General features: G+C 72.7%; 16 protein-coding genes. 10 read left to right on the top strand and 6 right to left on the bottom strand.

What is annotated here, in order from left to right:
* Positions 1-7 precede the first annotated feature (7 nt).
* Entirely contained in the window at positions 8-625 is a 618-nt protein-coding gene (locus ACFE76_RS16595) for a LysE family translocator (protein WP_375432885.1), read from the bottom strand.
* The gene (locus tag ACFE76_RS16590) at positions 622-1,329 is read right to left on the bottom strand and encodes a hypothetical protein (protein WP_375432884.1); all 708 of its coding nucleotides are present in this window, start codon (positions 1,327-1,329) and stop codon (positions 622-624) included. The genes ACFE76_RS16595 and ACFE76_RS16590 overlap by 4 nt, the downstream gene beginning before the upstream one ends.
* A gap of 61 nt (positions 1,330-1,390) precedes the next feature.
* Here ACFE76_RS16590 and ACFE76_RS16585 point away from each other — a divergent pair, with 61 nt between their 5' ends.
* Positions 1,391-1,771: a DUF1992 domain-containing protein gene (locus tag ACFE76_RS16585; RefSeq protein WP_375432883.1), complete on the top strand. Its 381-nt coding sequence runs from the start codon at positions 1,391-1,393 to the stop codon at positions 1,769-1,771.
* 29 nt (positions 1,772-1,800) lie between these two features.
* Here the strand turns inward: ACFE76_RS16585 and ACFE76_RS16580 are convergent, their stop codons facing one another.
* Complete coding sequence (locus ACFE76_RS16580; RefSeq protein WP_375432882.1) at positions 1,801-3,171, bottom strand: GH1 family beta-glucosidase; 1,371 nt, start codon at positions 3,169-3,171, stop codon at positions 1,801-1,803.
* Entirely contained in the window at positions 3,171-4,184 is a 1,014-nt protein-coding gene (locus tag ACFE76_RS16575) for an aldo/keto reductase (protein ID WP_375432881.1), read from the bottom strand. The genes ACFE76_RS16580 and ACFE76_RS16575 overlap by 1 nt, the downstream gene beginning before the upstream one ends.
* Before the next feature lie 114 nt (positions 4,185-4,298).
* Here ACFE76_RS16575 and ACFE76_RS16570 point away from each other — a divergent pair, with 114 nt between their 5' ends.
* Genes ACFE76_RS16570 through ACFE76_RS16560 form a run of 3 tightly spaced genes read left to right on the top strand, consistent with a single transcriptional unit; the run spans position 4,299 to position 7,163 of the window.
* Positions 4,299-5,384, top strand: a complete 1,086-nt coding sequence (locus ACFE76_RS16570) for a Gfo/Idh/MocA family protein (protein ID WP_375432880.1) — start codon at positions 4,299-4,301, stop codon at positions 5,382-5,384.
* Positions 5,381-6,103: an SDR family NAD(P)-dependent oxidoreductase gene (locus ACFE76_RS16565; RefSeq protein ID WP_375432879.1), complete on the top strand. Its 723-nt coding sequence runs from the start codon at positions 5,381-5,383 to the stop codon at positions 6,101-6,103. Before ACFE76_RS16570 ends, ACFE76_RS16565 begins: the two co-directional genes overlap by 4 nt.
* 34 nt (positions 6,104-6,137) lie before the next feature.
* Complete coding sequence (locus ACFE76_RS16560; protein ID WP_375432878.1) at positions 6,138-7,163, top strand: zinc-dependent alcohol dehydrogenase family protein; 1,026 nt, start codon at positions 6,138-6,140, stop codon at positions 7,161-7,163.
* Here the strand turns inward: ACFE76_RS16560 and ACFE76_RS16555 are convergent.
* Positions 7,141-7,947, bottom strand: a complete 807-nt coding sequence (locus ACFE76_RS16555) for a GntR family transcriptional regulator (RefSeq protein WP_375432877.1) — start codon at positions 7,945-7,947, stop codon at positions 7,141-7,143. The two genes, ACFE76_RS16560 and ACFE76_RS16555, sit on opposite strands and share 23 nt — an antisense overlap.
* A gap of 51 nt (positions 7,948-7,998) precedes the next feature.
* Here ACFE76_RS16555 and ACFE76_RS16550 point away from each other — a divergent pair, with 51 nt between their 5' ends.
* Genes ACFE76_RS16550 through xylB form a run of 6 tightly spaced genes read left to right on the top strand, consistent with a single transcriptional unit; the run spans position 7,999 to position 13,695 of the window.
* Positions 7,999-9,033, top strand: coding sequence for an NAD(P)-dependent oxidoreductase (locus ACFE76_RS16550; protein WP_375432876.1), 1,035 nt, complete (start codon positions 7,999-8,001; stop codon positions 9,031-9,033).
* Entirely contained in the window at positions 9,020-9,682 is a 663-nt protein-coding gene (locus tag ACFE76_RS16545) for a bifunctional 4-hydroxy-2-oxoglutarate aldolase/2-dehydro-3-deoxy-phosphogluconate aldolase (RefSeq protein ID WP_375432875.1), read from the top strand. Before ACFE76_RS16550 ends, ACFE76_RS16545 begins: the two co-directional genes overlap by 14 nt.
* Entirely contained in the window at positions 9,679-10,605 is a 927-nt protein-coding gene (locus tag ACFE76_RS16540; protein WP_375432874.1) for a hypothetical protein, read from the top strand. Before ACFE76_RS16545 ends, ACFE76_RS16540 begins: the two co-directional genes overlap by 4 nt.
* A 26-nt stretch (positions 10,606-10,631) precedes the next feature.
* Positions 10,632-11,588: a phosphotriesterase gene (locus ACFE76_RS16535; protein WP_375432873.1), complete on the top strand. Its 957-nt coding sequence runs from the start codon at positions 10,632-10,634 to the stop codon at positions 11,586-11,588.
* Positions 11,585-12,211 carry a glucose-6-phosphate isomerase family protein gene (locus ACFE76_RS16530; RefSeq protein ID WP_375432872.1) on the top strand — a complete coding sequence of 209 codons (627 nt, stop codon included), beginning with the start codon at positions 11,585-11,587 and terminating at the stop codon, positions 12,209-12,211. The genes ACFE76_RS16535 and ACFE76_RS16530 overlap by 4 nt, the downstream gene beginning before the upstream one ends.
* Positions 12,208-13,695, top strand: a complete 1,488-nt coding sequence (xylB, locus tag ACFE76_RS16525; RefSeq protein ID WP_375432871.1) for a xylulokinase — start codon at positions 12,208-12,210, stop codon at positions 13,693-13,695. Before ACFE76_RS16530 ends, xylB begins: the two co-directional genes overlap by 4 nt.
* Positions 13,696-13,751: 56 nt before the next feature.
* On the opposite strand, the gene ACFE76_RS16520 is transcribed toward xylB, so the two are convergent.
* On the bottom strand, positions 13,752-16,355 hold the full coding sequence (locus ACFE76_RS16520) for a glycogen debranching protein (RefSeq protein WP_375432870.1): 2,604 nt from the start codon (positions 16,353-16,355) through the stop codon (positions 13,752-13,754).
* Positions 16,356-16,424 lie beyond the last annotated feature (69 nt).

Here is a 16,424-nt window from a genome sequence, read left to right as displayed (position 1 = left end):
CGGTCCCTCAGGTGGTGACGGTCCGAACGCCCAGCGTTACCAGGATCGCGCCGCCAAGGCGGCTGACCGTGGTCGTGAATCGATGGGACTGGCTGATCCGGTGCCCGCGCAGGAGGACGGCCGACCAGAGACCGAGCCAGAGCGCCATGACAAGCACGTGAACGCTGGCGAGCAGCAGCAGCGGACCGACCTGAACCTGCTGGGCGGTGAGGAACTGTGGCGCCAGGGTGAGATAGATCGACGCGGCTTTGGGATTCAGCACGTTGGCCAGCAGTGCCTGCGGATAGGAGTGCCGACCAGTCCAGGGAAGGCGGCGTGCGGCTGGGACTGATCGCTGACGGCGGGTCTGCCAGATCGTGAACAGTCCCAGACCGATCAGGTATGCGCCGCCGACGATCTTGATCACCGTGAACGCCTCGGACGAGCGCATGACGATCGCGGAGAGCCCCGCAGCAGCCAGCAGGGCATGGGTGTAGATGCCCGTCGCCGTACCGGCGATTACCCAGCCGGCGCTGTGCCGCTGTCCCGCCACGATCCGCTGAGTTGCCAAGGTGAAGCTGGCACCCGGCGTGATGACCAGCGGAAAGATCGCGGCGAGGAACCCGACCAGGGCGATCCAGCTCACGCCGTGGCCGTCCGGCGCGTCAGCACGTGACTCGACCGCGCGGTGCTGACCCAGCGTTCGCAGCGGCCGAGGTCCTCGGGCGGGAGGTAGCCGGCCTGGCGGTCGGAGCGGTCGGTGGGCCGGCCGCCGCACAGCTGCGCCACCCGCTCACGGTCGGCGACCTCAGGCAGCAGCACGACCACGACGGACAGCCGCTGCTGGATCCGGTTCACCTCGAGCGTGCCCAGCACGTCCTTGGCGACGGCGGGGGCGACCAGGACCAGCGGCGTCCGGCTCAGCACCAGCCGTTCCAGCAGCCCGAGCAGCTCACGGATGCTGGCGACCTCATCAGCGCAGACACAGACGACGGGCTGGTCGAGCACCACCCAGCGGGCGGTCGGGTCGGTGACGAACTCCGCGGAGGCGTACCCGGCTGGGACCGAGGGGGTGGCCTGGTCGGCGAGCTGCTCGTTGACCGCTGTCCGCTCCGCCGCGCTCAGCGCAGCCGTCGGGGCGGCGCCGGTGGGCGGCCGCCGCGCCTGCAGGTCCGAGAGGTAGTGCGGCGACGGTGCGTCCGGCCGGAACCGAGGGATGACGCGCGCGGGCGGGGCGAGCATCTCCTGGTGGCGCCGACGGTTGCGGGCCCGGTCGTAGAGCGCTCCGAAGACGACGGCGGCGAGTCCGAGCACGACGAGTGCCGCCAGCCCGATGCTCCACGGGTCCATGCCCCAGGGTGGCACACGGCACTAACCTGGGCGCTCGGGAACGCGTGGGTCAGGAGGCAGCGTGGAGCGGTACGAGAGCTGGGTCGACCGTCAGATCCGCGAGGCGCAGGAGCGCGGGGAGTTCGACAACCTTCGCGGTGCCGGCAAGCCGATACCCGGCCTCACCGGCCGGGACGACCCGGACTGGTGGGTCAAGGGGCTGATGGAGCGCGAGCAGATCCGGCCGCCGCTACCCCCGGCCCTGGCCCTGCGCAAGGAGGTCGCCGAGCTGCCGCAGACCCTGGCCGACGCCCGCGACGAACAGGTCGTCCGCGACCTGGTGGCGGCCCTCAACCAGCGCATCCTCGAGCTGCGCCGCGAGCCCGCTCGCGGCCGGTCGCCCGTCCTGGTGCCAACCGTCGACGTCGAGCGCGTCGTCGCCGAGTGGCGGCAGCGCAGCTGAGCGCACTTCACCTTCGGCAAAGGCCGGAGTCAGGAGGGCTGGCTGCGCAGGAAGTCCCGGAACCAGTGGCCGCTCTTCTTCACCGTGCGGACCTGGGTGTCGTAGTCGACGTGGACGAGACCGAAGCGGCGGCTGAACCCGAACGCCCACTCGAAGTTGTCCAGCAGGCTCCAGGCGAAGTAGCCCTTCAGCGGCAACCCCTTGGCCACCGCGTCGGCACAGGCGGCCGTGTGCAGCTCGAAGTAGTGCCGCCGCTCCTCGTCGTCGACCTGACCGTCGGCCCCCACCTCGTCGGCGTAGGCCGCGCCGTTCTCGGTGATGAAGACCGGTAGCTCGGGCGCCCGCTCGTGCACCATCTCCACCACGTCGACCAGTCCGTCGGGGTGGATCTCCCAACCCATCTGCGTCTTCGGGGCGCCGGTGTCGACGATCTGGACGTTCTCGCTGCCCGGCGCGGGGCTGGGCACCGACGGGTCGCTCCAGACCCTGTCCTCCGGGCCGGCGACGGTGTGCCGGCTGTAGTAGTTGATGCCCAGGAAGTCGACCGGGGCGGCGATCACCTGGAGGTCGGCGCTGCGCTCGTCGAACCAGTCGCTGACCCCGGCGTCGAGCAGCACGTCTGAGGGGTATCCCCCGAGCAGCAGCGGGTCGAGGAAGAAGCGGTTCGCGATGCCGTCGGTCCGCCGGGCCGCCTCGCGGTCGACGTCGGAGTCGGAGGCGGCGTGCACCGAGTAGAGGTTGACGGTGATCCCCAGGGTGGAGTCGGCGTGCCGGCTCTCGCGCATCGCGTTGATGGCGAGCCCGTGCGCGAGCAGCAGGTGGTGCCCGGCCTTGAAGGCCTCGGCGCCCAGCTGCTTGCCCGGCGCGTGCAGCCCGCTGCCGTAGCCGAGGAACGCCGAGCACCACGGCTCGTTGAGGGTGATCCAGTGCTTGATGACGTCGCCGAGGGCGTCGTGGGTGAGCGCGGCGTAGTCACGAAAGGCGGCGGCGGTGTCCAGGCTGAGCCAGCCGCCCGCGTCCTCCAGCGGCTGCGGCAGGTCCCAGTGGTAGAGCGTCGCGTACGGGGTGATGCCGTGCTCGAGGCAGGTCTCGGCGACCCGCCGGTAGAAGTCGAGGCCGGCGTCGTTGGCCGGGCCGGTGCCGGTCGGCTGGATCCGCGGCCACGCGATGGAGAAGCGGTAGGCGGTGAAGCCCAGGTCGGCCAGGATGGCGATGTCCTCGGTGTAGCGGTGGTAGTGGTCGTCGGCCACATCGCCCACCGTGCCGTCGGCGACCGTGCCCGGCGTGTGGACGAAGGTGTCCCAGATGCTGGGGCCGCGGCCGTCCTCGGTCACCGCCCCCTCGATCTGGTACGAGGCCGTGGCGGTGCCCCAGACGAAGTCAGCGGGGAAGGTGGACATCAGGAGGTCTCCTCAGGGCGATGGTCGAGCCAGTGGTCGCGGGCCGGCAGCAGGTCCTCCAGCGCGGTGAACAGGTCCTCGGGCAGGTCCTGGGCCACAGCCGTGACCAGCGCGTCGAGCCGGCTCGGTCGGGAGAGCCCGACCACCGTCATGGCCACCCGTGGGTCGCGCACCGAGGCCTGCAGGGCGGCGGTGGCGAGGTCGGTGCCGTGCTCGGTGCAGAGCCGGTCCATCGCCGCGACCGCCCGCAGCGTTGCCTCGGGCGCGGGCCGGTAACCGTAGGTCGTGCTGCCGCCGCGGGGTGCGGCCAGCAGGCCGCCGCCGTAGATCGCCGCGTTCACGACGGCGATCCCGGACTGCTCGGCCTGGGCGATCAGGTCCGTCGCACTGCGGTCGACCAGCGTCCAGCGGTTGTGCACCAGCAGCACCTCGAAGCCGCCCAGGTCGAGGTAGCGCGCCATCTCGTGGACGTTCCCGCCGGCCAGCCCGACGTGCCCGATCACGCCTTCGTCGCGCAGCGCCATCAGGGTGGCGACGGCACCGCCGGGGGCGCTCAGCTCGGCGAAGTCGTGCTGCTCGGGGTCGTGCAGGTAGACCAGCGGCAGGTGGTCGAGCCCCAGCCGCTGCTGCGACTCGGCCACACTGGCGCGGACCCGGGCGCCGGAGTAGTCCCGGCCCTGGGCGTCGACCTTGGTGGCGACCAGGAAGTCCGCCGGCAGACCGCCGCGAGCCGCGATGGCCGCGCCGATCCGACGCTCGCTCTCGCCGTCGCTGTAGCCGTTGGCGGTGTCGATCACCCGTACGGGAGAGTCCAGCGCGTACGCCGCGAGGGCGACGCCGTCGTCGTAGCTGAGCGCGTGGCCGAAGACCTCGGGCATGCTGCCGAGCGGCGACCCGCCGACCGCGACCGCGCTCACCGGCAGTCCGGTCGCGCCCAGCGGGCGGATCCAGTCGGAGCCGCCCGGGGCCGTCAGCGGTGTCATCACGAGGCCAGCCTGCCGGTTGCTGCTCATCGCCTTTCGTCGGGGTCGGTTTCGTTGACATCCGTCAACCTGTACCGACAGGATGATAGGCCGTTCCCCTACTCCGGCATCTCCGCAACTCTCGGCCCGACCCTCAGGAGCAGTGTGGCTACCTCGGCACCCGTCCGCTTCGGCCTGATCGGTACGGGCTGGCGGTCGGCCTTCTTCGCCCGGCTGGCGCGCCAGGCCCCGGATGCGTTCGAGGTGGCGGGCGTGGTCAGCCGCCGGCCCGAGCGGGCGGCCGAGGTGGCGCAGGCCTGGGGAGTGCCGAGCTGCGCCGGAGTCGACGAGCTGGTCGCGACCGGCCCCGAGTTCGTCATCCCGTGCGTGCCCTGGTCGGAGATGGGCCCGACGACGGCGGACCTGGTCGGTCGCGGGGTGGCGGTGCTGGCCGAGACGCCACCCGCCGCTGACCTGGCCGGGCTGCGGGAGCTCTGGGCGGCGGTGGGCGCCGGGCTGGTGCAGGTGGCCGAGCAGTACCTGTTCATGCCGGCGCACGCCGCCCGGCTGGCCCTCACCCGGCAGGGCGTGATCGGCCAGGTCACCTCGGTCCAGGTGTCCTCGACGCACCTCTACCACGCCGTGTCGATGATCCGCGGCTTCCTCGACGCCGGCCGGGCACCGGTACGCGTCCACGCCCAGTCCTTCTCCGCGCCGCTGGCCAACCCGCTCAGCCCCTCAGGCTGGTCGGGTTCGGCGGAGCCGGAGCCGCTGACGACCACGCTGGCCACCCTGGACTTCGGCGACGGCCGGATGGGTCTGTACGACTTCACCGACAACCAGTGGTGGAACCCGCTGCGGACCCGGCGGATCGTCATCCGCGGCTCGCTCGGCGAGATCGTGGACGACCACCTCGTCCGGCTGGTCGACCCGACGACCGCCGTCGAGTCCCACCTCGTCCGCCGCCAGGCCGGCGTCGACCTCAACCTCGAGGGCCTCGGCCTGCAGCACCTCAGCCTGGACGGTGAGGTGCTGTACCGGAACACCTACCCGGACGCCCGATTCTCCGAGGACGACCTGGCCGTGGCCGACCTGCTGGCTGCCACCGGCGCCTGGCGCCGGGACGAGGGTCCGCCGCCGTACCCGCTGGCCGAGGCCTGCGCCGACCACCAGATCTCCCTCGCCATCGGTGAGTCGATCCGCACGGGGCAAGCCGTGACCACCACCACTGAGAGCTGGTCGGCCCGATGACGTGGTGCGAGGGAGCCGTGGTCGTCGTCACCGGGGCGGCCGGTGGGGTGGGCGGAGCGACCGCTGCCTGGCTCGCGACGCGGGGGGCGGCGGTGTTCTCCCTGGACCAGCGCCAACCGGCGGACCTGGCCGGCACCTTCGTCGAGGTCGACGTGCTGGACGAGGCCTCGGTCCAGCAGGCGGTGCGCAGCGTGGTCGAGCAGGCTGGCCGGATCGACGGTCTGGTGGCCGCGGCCGGACTGTCGGAGGAGCCGACGCCGGCGGAGGAGATGACGCTGGCGACCTGGTCGCGGACGATCGGGGTCAACCTCACCGGGGTGTTCCTCACCTGCCGCGAGGTGGGCGAGGTGATGCTGGCCCAGGGCTCGGGACGGATCGTCACCGTCGCCTCGATGTCGGGCGCGCACGTCGTCAACGTGCCGCAGCAGCAGGTCGCCTACAACGCCTCCAAGGGCGGCCTGGTCGCGATGACCAAGTCGCTCGCGTACGAATGGGCGCCGCGCGGGGTGCGGGTGAACGCGCTGTCGCCGGGTTACGTCGACACGCCGCTGCTGGGCAGCAAGCACGACCTGCACGAGGTGTGGAAGGCCGCCACGCCGGTCCACCGCTTCGCCGAGCCGGACGAGGTCGCCGCCGCGGCGGCCTGGCTGCTCAGCGACGAGGCGGCGTTCTGCGTGGGTACCGAGCTGTTGATGGACGGCGGCTACTCCCTCGCCTGAGGGTCGCCGGCAGGACCGATCGAGGAGCCAGCTGATGAGCACGATGCGCGCGGTCGTCTACGACCGGCCGGAGCAGTTCGAGGTACGGGAGGTGCCGGTCCCAGAAGCAGGGCCGGGCGAGGTGTTGCTCAAGGTGCTGGTGGCCGGCGTCTGCGGTACCGACCGGCACCTGCACCTGGGCGAGTTCGGGCCGACCTACCCGTTGACGCCCGGGCACGAGGTCGTCGGTGAGGTGGTGGCGCTCGGCGATGGCGCCGCCGCGGACCTGCTGGGGCACCGGGTGGTGGTTGACAACACCGCCTCCTGCGGACGCTGCGTGGAGTGCCGGCGGGCTCGCCCGGCCTTCTGCGAGCACCTGGTGGCCCAGGGCGTCAACGCTCCCGGCGGCTTCGCCGAGTACGTGCTCACCGACGCCGACCGCTGCTTCCTCGTCGACGACCTCGACCCGGAGGTGGCCGTGCTGACCGAGCCGGTGGCCTGTGTGGTGCACGGGCTGGACATGCTCGACCTCACGCCGGGCGCGGACGTGCTGCTCTTCGGCGCCGGTCCGACCGGGCTGATCCTGACCTCGTTGCTGGTCCGCTCCGGCGCCGGTCGGCTGGTGGTCGCCGCACCCACCGCCGCCAAGCTCGCGCTGGCCGACGCCCGCGGCGCCGACGTCACCGTCCAGGTCGACCGGGACGACCCCGACGCCACGACCGCGCGGCTGGCCGAGCTCGCGCCGGCCGGGTTCGACGTGGTCATCGACGCGACCGGAGCACCAGCGGTCCTCGGACCGACGCTGAGCCTGACCCGGACCGGCGGCACCGTCTTCGTCTACGGGATGACGCCGGAGTCGACCCGCTGGCCCGTCGCGCCGTACGACATCTTTCGACGCGAGCTGACCATCAAGGGCTCGTTCGCCCAGCAGTTCTCCTTCGACCGGGCGCTCGCCGCTCTGCGCAGCGGCCGGGTCGACCCCAGGGGACTGGTCAGCCGACGCTTCGGTCTCGACCAGTACGCCGAGGCGCTCGCCGCCGTGGCCGACAGCGCCGTGGTCAAGGCCGTGCTGGTCCCCTGAACGCCCCCGTGACCCGCATCAGTGGTTCGGCGATGGCCTCGCCCGGTGGCGTCCGGGTCAGGGTGACCTCGAACCGGCTGCGGTCGCCGCGGTGGTAGGCGACGAACACCTCCACCGGACGGCCGCCGGCGTAGGAGGTGCTGCGCAGCACCAGCACCGGCGCGCCGGGCGCGATGGCGAGGGCTTCGGCGAGGTCGTCCGACGCCACGGCGGCCTCGACGCCCCGGGTGCCGTGGGTGAGGGCGACGCCGTAGCGCTCCTCCAGCACCGCGTAGAGCGACTGGTCGGTGAGGTCGTCACTCAGCAGGCCGGGGGCCACCTCGTACGGCAGGTAGGTGGTGGTGAGCACCCACGGCTCGTCGTCGACGAACCGCAGCCGTTCCAGCACGATCAGCGGCGCCCCGGGCTCGAGCCCGAGCAGCGAGGCGATCGGCTCGTCGGCCGGCACCCGCTCGAGCCGCCGCACCTCGCTGCGCAGGTAGGCGCCACGCGCGGCCACGTCCTCGTACAGCCCGGTCAGGGACTGGACCAGGTGCTCGGAGGTCTTCTGCGGCGCCACGAAGGTGCCGCGACCCTTGACCCGCTCGATCACGCCTTCGGTCTCGAGCTCGGCCAGCGCCTGGCGGACCACCGTGCGGGACACGGCGTAGGTCGAACACAGCTCGTGGTCGCCCGGCAGCCGGTCGCCGGGGGCCAGCGCCCGCTCGCGCAGGTCGGCCAGCACGATCTGCTTCAGCTGGTGGTAGAAGGGCAGCGGCGAGGTGCGGTCGATCGCCGGAGCCATGGCCGCACTGTATCCCTTGACGTCCTGTACGTACAGGACTACCTTTTGCGGGTGTCGAAGACGCCCCCGGACAAGGACGTGTCGACGCCGCAGCCGGTCGTGCTGGCGACCAGCCGTTCGTTCTCCTCCGGCGACCTCGACCTCGCCGGCGAGCTGGCCGCCGGGGGCTGCCGGGTCGTGACCGGGCCGGCTGACCACGACCTCCGAGCTTTGCGGCCCCTGCTGGCGGAGGCGGTCGCCTGGATCGCCGGAACCGGTCCGGTCACCGCCGAGCACCTCGACGCTGCTCCCCAGCTCCGGCTCGTCGCCCGCTACGGCGTCGGCGTGGACGCGGTCGACCTGACGGCGGCTGCGGCCCGGGGGCTGCTCGTCACCAACACCCCCGGCGCGAACACCGGCGCCGTCGCCGACCACGCGGTGGCTCTGATGCTCGCCGCGCTCCGCGACGTGACCGCCGGCGACCGTGGCGTCCGCGCGGGCCGGTGGACGGTACGGCGGACCCGTCAGCTGGGCGGTCTGACCGTCGGCATCGTCGGGCTCGGGCGGATCGGCCGTGAGGTCGCCGCCCGCCTGCAGGGCTTCGGCAGCACGCTGCTCGGCCACGACCCCTGGGTGGATCTCGCGCAGGTCGCCGCCCTGGGCGTCGAGGTGGTGGGCCTGGACGAGCTGGTCCGGCGCAGCGACGTGATCACCCTGCACGCTCCCGGCGAGGAGGTGCTGGTCGACGCCCGGCTGCTCGGCCACGTCCGGCCGGACGCGATCCTGGTCAACACCGCTCGCGCCACCCTGGTCGAGGAGTCGGCGCTCGCCGAGGCGCTGCGCCATGGCCGGCTGCGCGGCTACGCGGCCGACGTGCTGGCCACCGAGTCCGATCCCTCCGGTGCCGGGGTCAGCCCGCTGCTGGCCGATGACCTGGTCGACCGGACCCTCTTCACCCCGCACGCCGCCGCCCAGACCGTCGAGGCGGTCGACCAGATGGGCCGCGGCGCGGTCGACGCCGTCCTCGCCCTGGTCCGCGGCGAGCCGCTACCGAACCTGGTCCGGCTGCCCACGACCGTCCCCGGAGGACCCGATGGCCAGCCCTGACCGCGCCGCGGACGACCTCACCGCCCTGCGCCGGGCGGGCGTGGTCGCCGTGCTCCGAGCCCCCTCGGCCGCGGCCGCACTCGGTGCTACCGAGGCGCTGCTGGCGGGTGGGGTGACCGGGATCGAGATCACCTACAGCACCCCGGACGCCGCCGCGGTGATCGCCGAGGTCCGGCGCCGGCACGGGGAGGCGGTCTACCTCGGCGCGGGCACGGTGCTCACGGCAGCGCACGCCCACGAGTCGGTCGAGGCGGGCGCGGAGTTCCTGGTCAGCCCCGGCACCCGGCCCGGACTGGCCGAGGCCATGCTGGCGACGGGCGTGACCGTCCTGTCCGGGGCGCTGACGCCGAGTGAGGTGATGGGCGCGCTCGACGCCGGCGTGCACGTGGTCAAGCTGTTCCCCGCGTCCCTCGGCGGACCAGCGTTCCTCAAAGCGCTCCGCGGACCCTTTCCGGACGTGCCGTTCGTGCCGACCGGCGGGGTGAACGCGGGCAACCTGGCCGAGTGGCTGGCGGCCGGGGCGGTCGCCGTGGGGGCGGGCGGCGAGCTCTGTTCCGCGACCGCGATGGCGACCGGAGACTGGGCGACCATCACCACCTCGGCAGCCGAGTTCGCGGCCGCGGCCCAAACAGCGCGGGAGCCGGCGTGACGCGCGGGCCCGACTCCTACATGGGCTTCGTCGGCGTGAGCACCGGGGGATCGTCCATCCGCCGGGTCTTCCCCGAGTGGGCCGACGTGCTCGGCCTGCCGACGCGCAAGCTGGTCGGCCACGACGTCGCTCTGGACGCGCCGGCGCAGGCGTACCGCGACGTGGTCGAGTCCATCGCCGCCGACCCCGAGCACTGGGGCGCGCTGATCACCACCCACAAGGTCGCTGTGCACGCGGCCGCCGCCGACCTCTTCGACGCCCTCGACGAGCTGGCGACGACCTTCGGCGAGGTGTCCTGCATCGCCAAGCGCGACGGACGGCTGCTCGGCAGCGCCAAGGACCCGGTGACGGCCCGGCTCGCGCTGGAGGAGTTCCTGCCCCCCGACCACTTCTCCCGGACGGGCGGCGACGCGCTGATCCTGGGCAGCGGCGGCGCCGGGACCGCGCTCAGCCACCAGCTGGGCGTCCGCGCCGACCGGCCGGCGCGGATCATCTGCACCGCGCTCGACGCCGACGCCCTCGACCACGCCCGCGAGGTGCACGAGCGAGCCGGGTTGCCGACGTCGCTGTTCCGCTACGTCCAGACCGCCGGGCCCGACGACGTCGGTGCGCTGCTGGCCAGGCTGCCCCCGGCCAGCCTGGTCGTGAACGCGACCGGGATGGGCAAGGACCGCCCCGGTTCGCCGCTGCCCGACGACGTGGCGTTCCCGGTCGACGGTGTCGTCTGGGAGTTCAACTACCGCGGCTCGCTCGAGTTCTGGCACCAGGCGCTTCGCCAGCGCGAGGACCGTGGCCTGCAGGTGGAGGACGGCTGGCGCTACTTCGTGCACGGCTGGACCCAGGCGGTGGCCGAGGTCTTCGACGTGGCCATGCCCGCGGCAACCGTGGACGAGCTGGGCCGGGTCGCCGCCCGGTTCCGGTGACGTCGGCGGTGGCGAGGATCACGACGGTGCTGGGCGAGCAGGATGCCGCCGCCCTCGGCCGGACGAACTACCACGAGCACCTCTTCCAGGTCAGCCCGTTGCTGCCCGGTGACGAGCTGGACGACGAGCCGCGCAGCCAGGTCGAGGCCGGGTCCCTGCGCGGGTCGGGGTTCGAGGCGATGGTGGACGCGACGCCTACCGGCCTGGGCCGGCGGCCGGCGGCACTCGCCCGGGTCAGCGCGGCCACCGGTCTGCAGGTGGTGGCCACCACCGGAGCCCACCGCGAGCCGCACTACGGCGCCGGGCACTGGCTGACCGAGCTCGACGAGGACGCCCTGGCCACGAGGTTCTGTCGGGACGTCACCGACGGGATGCCCGAGCAGGACGGCCCCGGCTCCGGTGTGGTGGCCCGGACGCCGTCCGGGGAGCCCGTCCGGGCCGGGGTGGTCAAGGCCGGCGTCGGCTACTGGAGCATCAGTGCGTTCGAGCGGCGGGTGCTCGCGGCCGTCGCGACCACCTGGCACCAGACGGGCGCCGCGGTGATGGTGCACCTCGAGCACGGCAGCGCCGCGTTCGAGGTGCTGGCGGTCCTGGCCGCGCACGGCGTGCCGACGTGCGCCGTCGCGCTGGCCCACGTCGACCGGCTTCCTGATCCCGGGCTGCACGCCGAGCTCGCCGCGGTCGGCTGCTACCTCGGCTACGACGGGTTTGCCCGCAGCCAGCGCTGGCCCGACAGCGTGCTGATCGACTGCCTGCTGCGGGCGGCGTCGCTCGGCGCCACCGAACGGCTGCTGCTCGGCGGCGACGTGGCGCGGCGGACCCGCTACCGCGCGTACGGCGGGATGCCGGGTCTGGCGTACCTGGGGGAGCGGGTACTGCCCCGACTGGTGCGCGAGGGCTCGGCCGAGCTGGTCGAGGCACTGCTGGTCACCAACCCGGCCCGCTGGCTGGCCGGGGACGACGCGAGGAAAGGACGAGGATGACCACGACTCCGGAGACGACCGCGGGGCTGCCGGTCCCGCCGGTCGCGATGACACTGCTGGCCGAAGCCGGCCGGCTCGAGGGCAGCAACGCCCGCTACGAGAAGTTCCTGTCCGACCTCGGCGGGCTCTACCGCGACGACGAGGCGTACGCCCGGGCCCTGGCCGAGGACGACGGCGCGCCGGTCTACTGGGTGGAGAGCAGCACGAGCGAGCCCGGGCCGGGTGGCCTGATCACCGGCATCAGCGTGCTCGAGCCCGGTTCGGTCGGTGAGGAGTACGCCATGACGCGCGGCCACCTGCACGCCATCGCCGACCGGTCCGAGCTCTACGTCGGGCTCAGCGGGCAGGGGGTGATGATCTTGGACACCGTCGAGGGGGACAGCACGGTGGTGGAGATCGGCCCAGGGCAAGCGGTCTACGTACCGGGCGGCTGGGTGCACCGCAGCGTGAACGTCGGCCGCGAACGGCTGGTCACCCTCTTCTGCTACGCCGCTGATGCGGGTCAGGACTACCTGATCATCGAGCAGGCCGGTGGGATGGCGTCGTTGGTGATCAAGAACGGAGACGGCTGGTCCTCAAGGAAAAACCATGATCATCATGGTTACCGGAGCCCGAGACCATGATCATCTCCCACGACCTGGGGACGACAGGGAACAAGGCCACCCTGGTCAGCGACGACGGTCGGGTGCTGGCGGCGGTCACGTCCACGTACGGCACCGACTTCGGCCCGCGCGGCAAGGCCGAGCAGCAGCCTGAGGACTGGTGGTCGGCCGTCTGCGCGGCCACCCGCAAGCTGCTGGTCACGGCCGCGGTGGGCCCGGCCGAGGTGGAGGTGGTCTCGTTCTCGGGCCAGATGATGGGGGCGGTGCTGCTGGACGGGAGCGGTGTGCCGGTACGGCCGGCGATCATCTGGGCCGACACCCGGTCGGTCGCCGAGACCGCCGTGCTGGTCGAGCGGGTCGGGATGGAACGCGGCTACCGGATCACCGGGCACCGGCTCAACCCCACGTACTCGTTGAGCAAGATCATGTGGGTGCGCGAGCACGAACCGGAAGCGTTCGCCCGGGCCCGGACTGTCGTGCTGGCCAAGGACTTCGTCGCGTACCGGCTGACCGGGGTGCTGGCGACGGACCCGTCGGACGCCTCCAGCACCAACGCCTACGACCAGTCGGCCGGTACCTGGTCTGATGAGCTGATCGAGACGGCCGGGGTGGACCGTTCGCTGTTTCCCGAGATCGTCGCCTCGACCGCGGTGGTCGGCACCGTGACCGACGAAGCGGCGACCGCGACCGGGCTGCTGGGCGGTACGCCGGTGGTGATGGGCGGCGGCGACGGGCCGATGGGCGCGTTGGGCGCCGGCATCATCGGGCCCGAGTCGGGGGCCTACGCCTATGTCGGCTCGTCGTCATGGGTGTCGGTGGCAGCCGACGCGCCGCTGCACGACCCGCTGATGCGCAGCATGACCTTCAACCACGTCGTGCCCGGTCGCTATGTGCCCACCGCCACCATGCAGGCCGGCGGCGCGTCGCTGGAGTGGGTGGTCGAGACCCTGGCACCCGGCCAGGACGACCGCTATCCCCGGCTGCTCGCCGAGGCGGCGCAGGTGCCGGCGAGCGAGGACGGCCTCTACTTCCTGCCGCACCTGCTGGGGGAGCGCTCGCCCTACTGGAACCCGGCCGCGCGGGCGGTCTTCGCCGGCCTCGGCCGGCACCACGGCCCAGCCCACCTCACCCGGGCCGTCGTCGAGGGCGTGGCGTTCAACCTGTACACGGGTCTGCGGGCCTTCGTCGAGAACGGGAACCAGATCGACGCGGTCGACGCCATCGGCGGGGCCGCCAACGCCGCCCTGCTGCTGCAGGTCTTCGCTGACGTCTGGGGCGTGCCGGTGACCCGGCGCAACCTCGTCGACGAGGCGACCGCGGTCGGCGCCGCCATCGTCGGTGGCGTGGGCGTCGGCCTCTTCGACGACTTCGCTGTCGCCGACCGCTTCTCCGCCGAGCTCGACACCTTCACCCCAGACCCCGCCCGGCACACCCGCTACGGCGCCGAGTACGCGCTCTTCCTCGACGCCTACCGTCGGCTCGAGCCCTGGTTCGACAAGCTCTGACCGCCGCGTCCCGAGCCTGTCGAGGGCCCCGAAGGGGTTGCGCGCTCTCGTGCGGCTCAGCGGACGGTGATCACCAGCCTCGACGTGCCCTGACCGGCGGGGCGAGCGACGGTGGCCTCGAGCCCGCGGGTGGTGCGGTGCAGGGTGGGCCGGACCTCACGTCCGTCCAGAGTGGCCGTGCGGACGCGGGCGCCGGTGGGCAGGACCGCGCCAACGGTCAGCGCGATCCGGCCGTGCCGGGTGACCGTGGTGCTGTAGACCCGACCGTGGTGCTGCGCGGCGACGTCGACGCTGCCCCGGCCGATCCGGATCGCCTTCCCGGAAGCCCGCGTCTGGCCCTTCGGTACCTGCGGCACGACGGCCGCCCGGCCGCGGCCGGCGTCAGGAGAGACGCCGAGCCACTGGTGCACGACCGGCCAGAGCACCCCGTACGCGCCCCAGGCCTGCATCACCATCGAACGCTGCGTGGTCAGCTTGTCGATGTTGGCGCCGAAGTCCCCGCCGGGCACGATCTCGGGCATCATGCCCGGCATCTCCCACAGGTCGGGGTCGAGCTGGGCCCGCGCGTTGCCGGTGGTGTAGACGCCCTGCTGGCTGGCGCCGAGGCGGCCGTAGTTGCCCTCGCTCACGGCGGCGATCGAGGAGTTGAGCGTGAAGATGCTGCGCTCGCTCGGGACCGCGGAGACCGTTGAGTCACACGTCGTTCCCGGGTTGCCCGTGGGATCTGACGTCGCTCCCGTCCCGGTGTGGAAGAGCCCCAGCCCGGCTGCGGTGTAGCAGGCGCCCTGGTGTTCCTTCAGCGTCGCGACGCCGTGGCTTCGGCTCGCCAGCGGAGCGGACGGGCGGCCGGGCAGGGTCGGCAGCACGGCGTCGGTCGGGGTCAGTCCGATCCAGTGCCGCTGGAAGATCTTGGTGTTGGCCCCCTCATCAGTGGACACAGCCTTGAGCGAGTCGGCGTAGGAACGGGTGTCCCCGCCGTACCACCAGGCCTGCTCGAAGCGGTCGAGCAGCGCCTTTGCGTGGGCGACGGCCCAACGACGGGTCTTGGCGTCGCCACGAGCCCAGGCCAGGTCGGCCAGGTCGGCGTAGCCGCGGATCGCGTACACAGCGTTGTCCAGCTTTTCCTCGCCCATTCCGGCGCGCTCGACGTTGCCGAGACCCTCGGGCCACCCGTCGGAGTCGGCGTCCTGCTTCGCGACCCACTCCATGGCCTTGACGCTGGCCGGGTAGAGGTCGCGCAGGAGGGCCCGGTCGCCGGTCCAGTGCCAGACCAGGTTGACCGCTGAGGGGTACTTGGCGGACTCGTCGGTGTTGCCCTCGTCGCCGTTGGCGCCGAAGTAGACGGCGCCGTCCGGGGTGACCTCGTGCACGATCTTGCCGCTGCCGCCGTTGACGACGGCGGACACGTCCCGCAGGGCGCGCAGATGGGCCTTGATCGGGTCGAACTGGCCGGCAGCCACGGCCGCGTACGCGGTGTACTCGCCGTCAGTGCCGAAGAGCCAGGTGTAGTCGGGCCAGCCGGCGCCCAACCAGCTCATCGACCTCAGCGTGCCGGCCGGCGCCGGATACTCCTTCCCGGCCCGGACCACGCGCAGCTGGACGTCGTCGACGGTCTGCTCCGACGCGGCGAGCATCTGCTTGGACCAGCGGACACTGGCCGCGAGCTGGGGGTCACCGGGCAGGTCGACCACGGTACTGGCGTCGATCTGCTCCCGGACTGCCAGCTTGTCCTCGAGCACGCCGGCCGGGTCACGCAGGGCGGCGCGCAGCTCGGATCGGGCGCGGCCCACGCCTTCGGTCGAGCCGCCGACGCCGAACCAGACCGTCCTGTTCTCACCTGCACGCAGCTTGACCCGGTACGTGAGCTGGCCGCCGGTGCCCTTCCCGTAGGCGGTGTCGTCGCACTCCTCGGTCTGGGTCGGGGCTTTCGGGCCGGACGGCGGACAGATGACCGCCGGGTCCTGCGGGCCGCGGTGGTCGGGTCCGAGGGCGGTGGCGGTCGGCTGGAGGTCGGTACCGACCACGGCCGCCCAGTTGTGCTTGGTCTGGTGAGCGCCCGGCGGGGTGCCGCGGTCGCGGAACTCGAGGTTACGGCCGCGGACCGATGCCGTGTCGGGCAGGTTGACCGTGGTCTGGTTGGGCGTGGACTCACCCCACGGGTAGGAGCTGATCAGCTCCGAGTGGGCGTCGGCGGTCAGCGAGATGGTGCGGGTGCGGGTGGAGCGCAGGGTCAGGCCCATCAGGGCTCCGGAGACCCCGTCCGGTACGACGTCGGTCCGGCTGGCCGCGACTCCGTGGGTGGTGGGCAGGTCCGTCCGTACGTAGCCCCAGCCGGTGGTCGTCTTGGTGCCCTGGCCGACCCAGTCGCCGTTGATCCCGAACCACAGACCGTCCAGCAGTTTGAGGTTGGGAAGCCAGACCCCGCCCATCTCGCCGCGGGTGTGGAACCCCGCCGCCGGGAAGCGGCCGTCGGCCGAGCCGAGCACCCAGGCTCGGTCGCCGGTGACCACCGTCCGCCGGTCCGCCAGCCGCGAGGTCTCGCTCAGCTCGGGCGACCGGGCCAGCGTCGGGTCCAGCACCGGCGCCGCCGCTCGCGCCGCCGGGGAGGTGAAGCCGATCAGGGGCAGGATCAGCGCGCCGGTGGCCGCGAGCGCGACCATCCTGCGACGGTTTGTGGTGTTGCTGGTCACGGGGTGCGGCCTCTCCGTCGAAGCACGTGCGGGGTCCCT

The organism is uncultured Friedmanniella sp., from assembly GCF_964244005.1.
Classification (GTDB): Bacteria; Actinomycetota; Actinomycetes; order Propionibacteriales; family Propionibacteriaceae; genus Microlunatus.
Note: the sequence above shows the minus strand (reverse complement) of the source record. Positions and strands in the feature narration are given on the sequence as shown.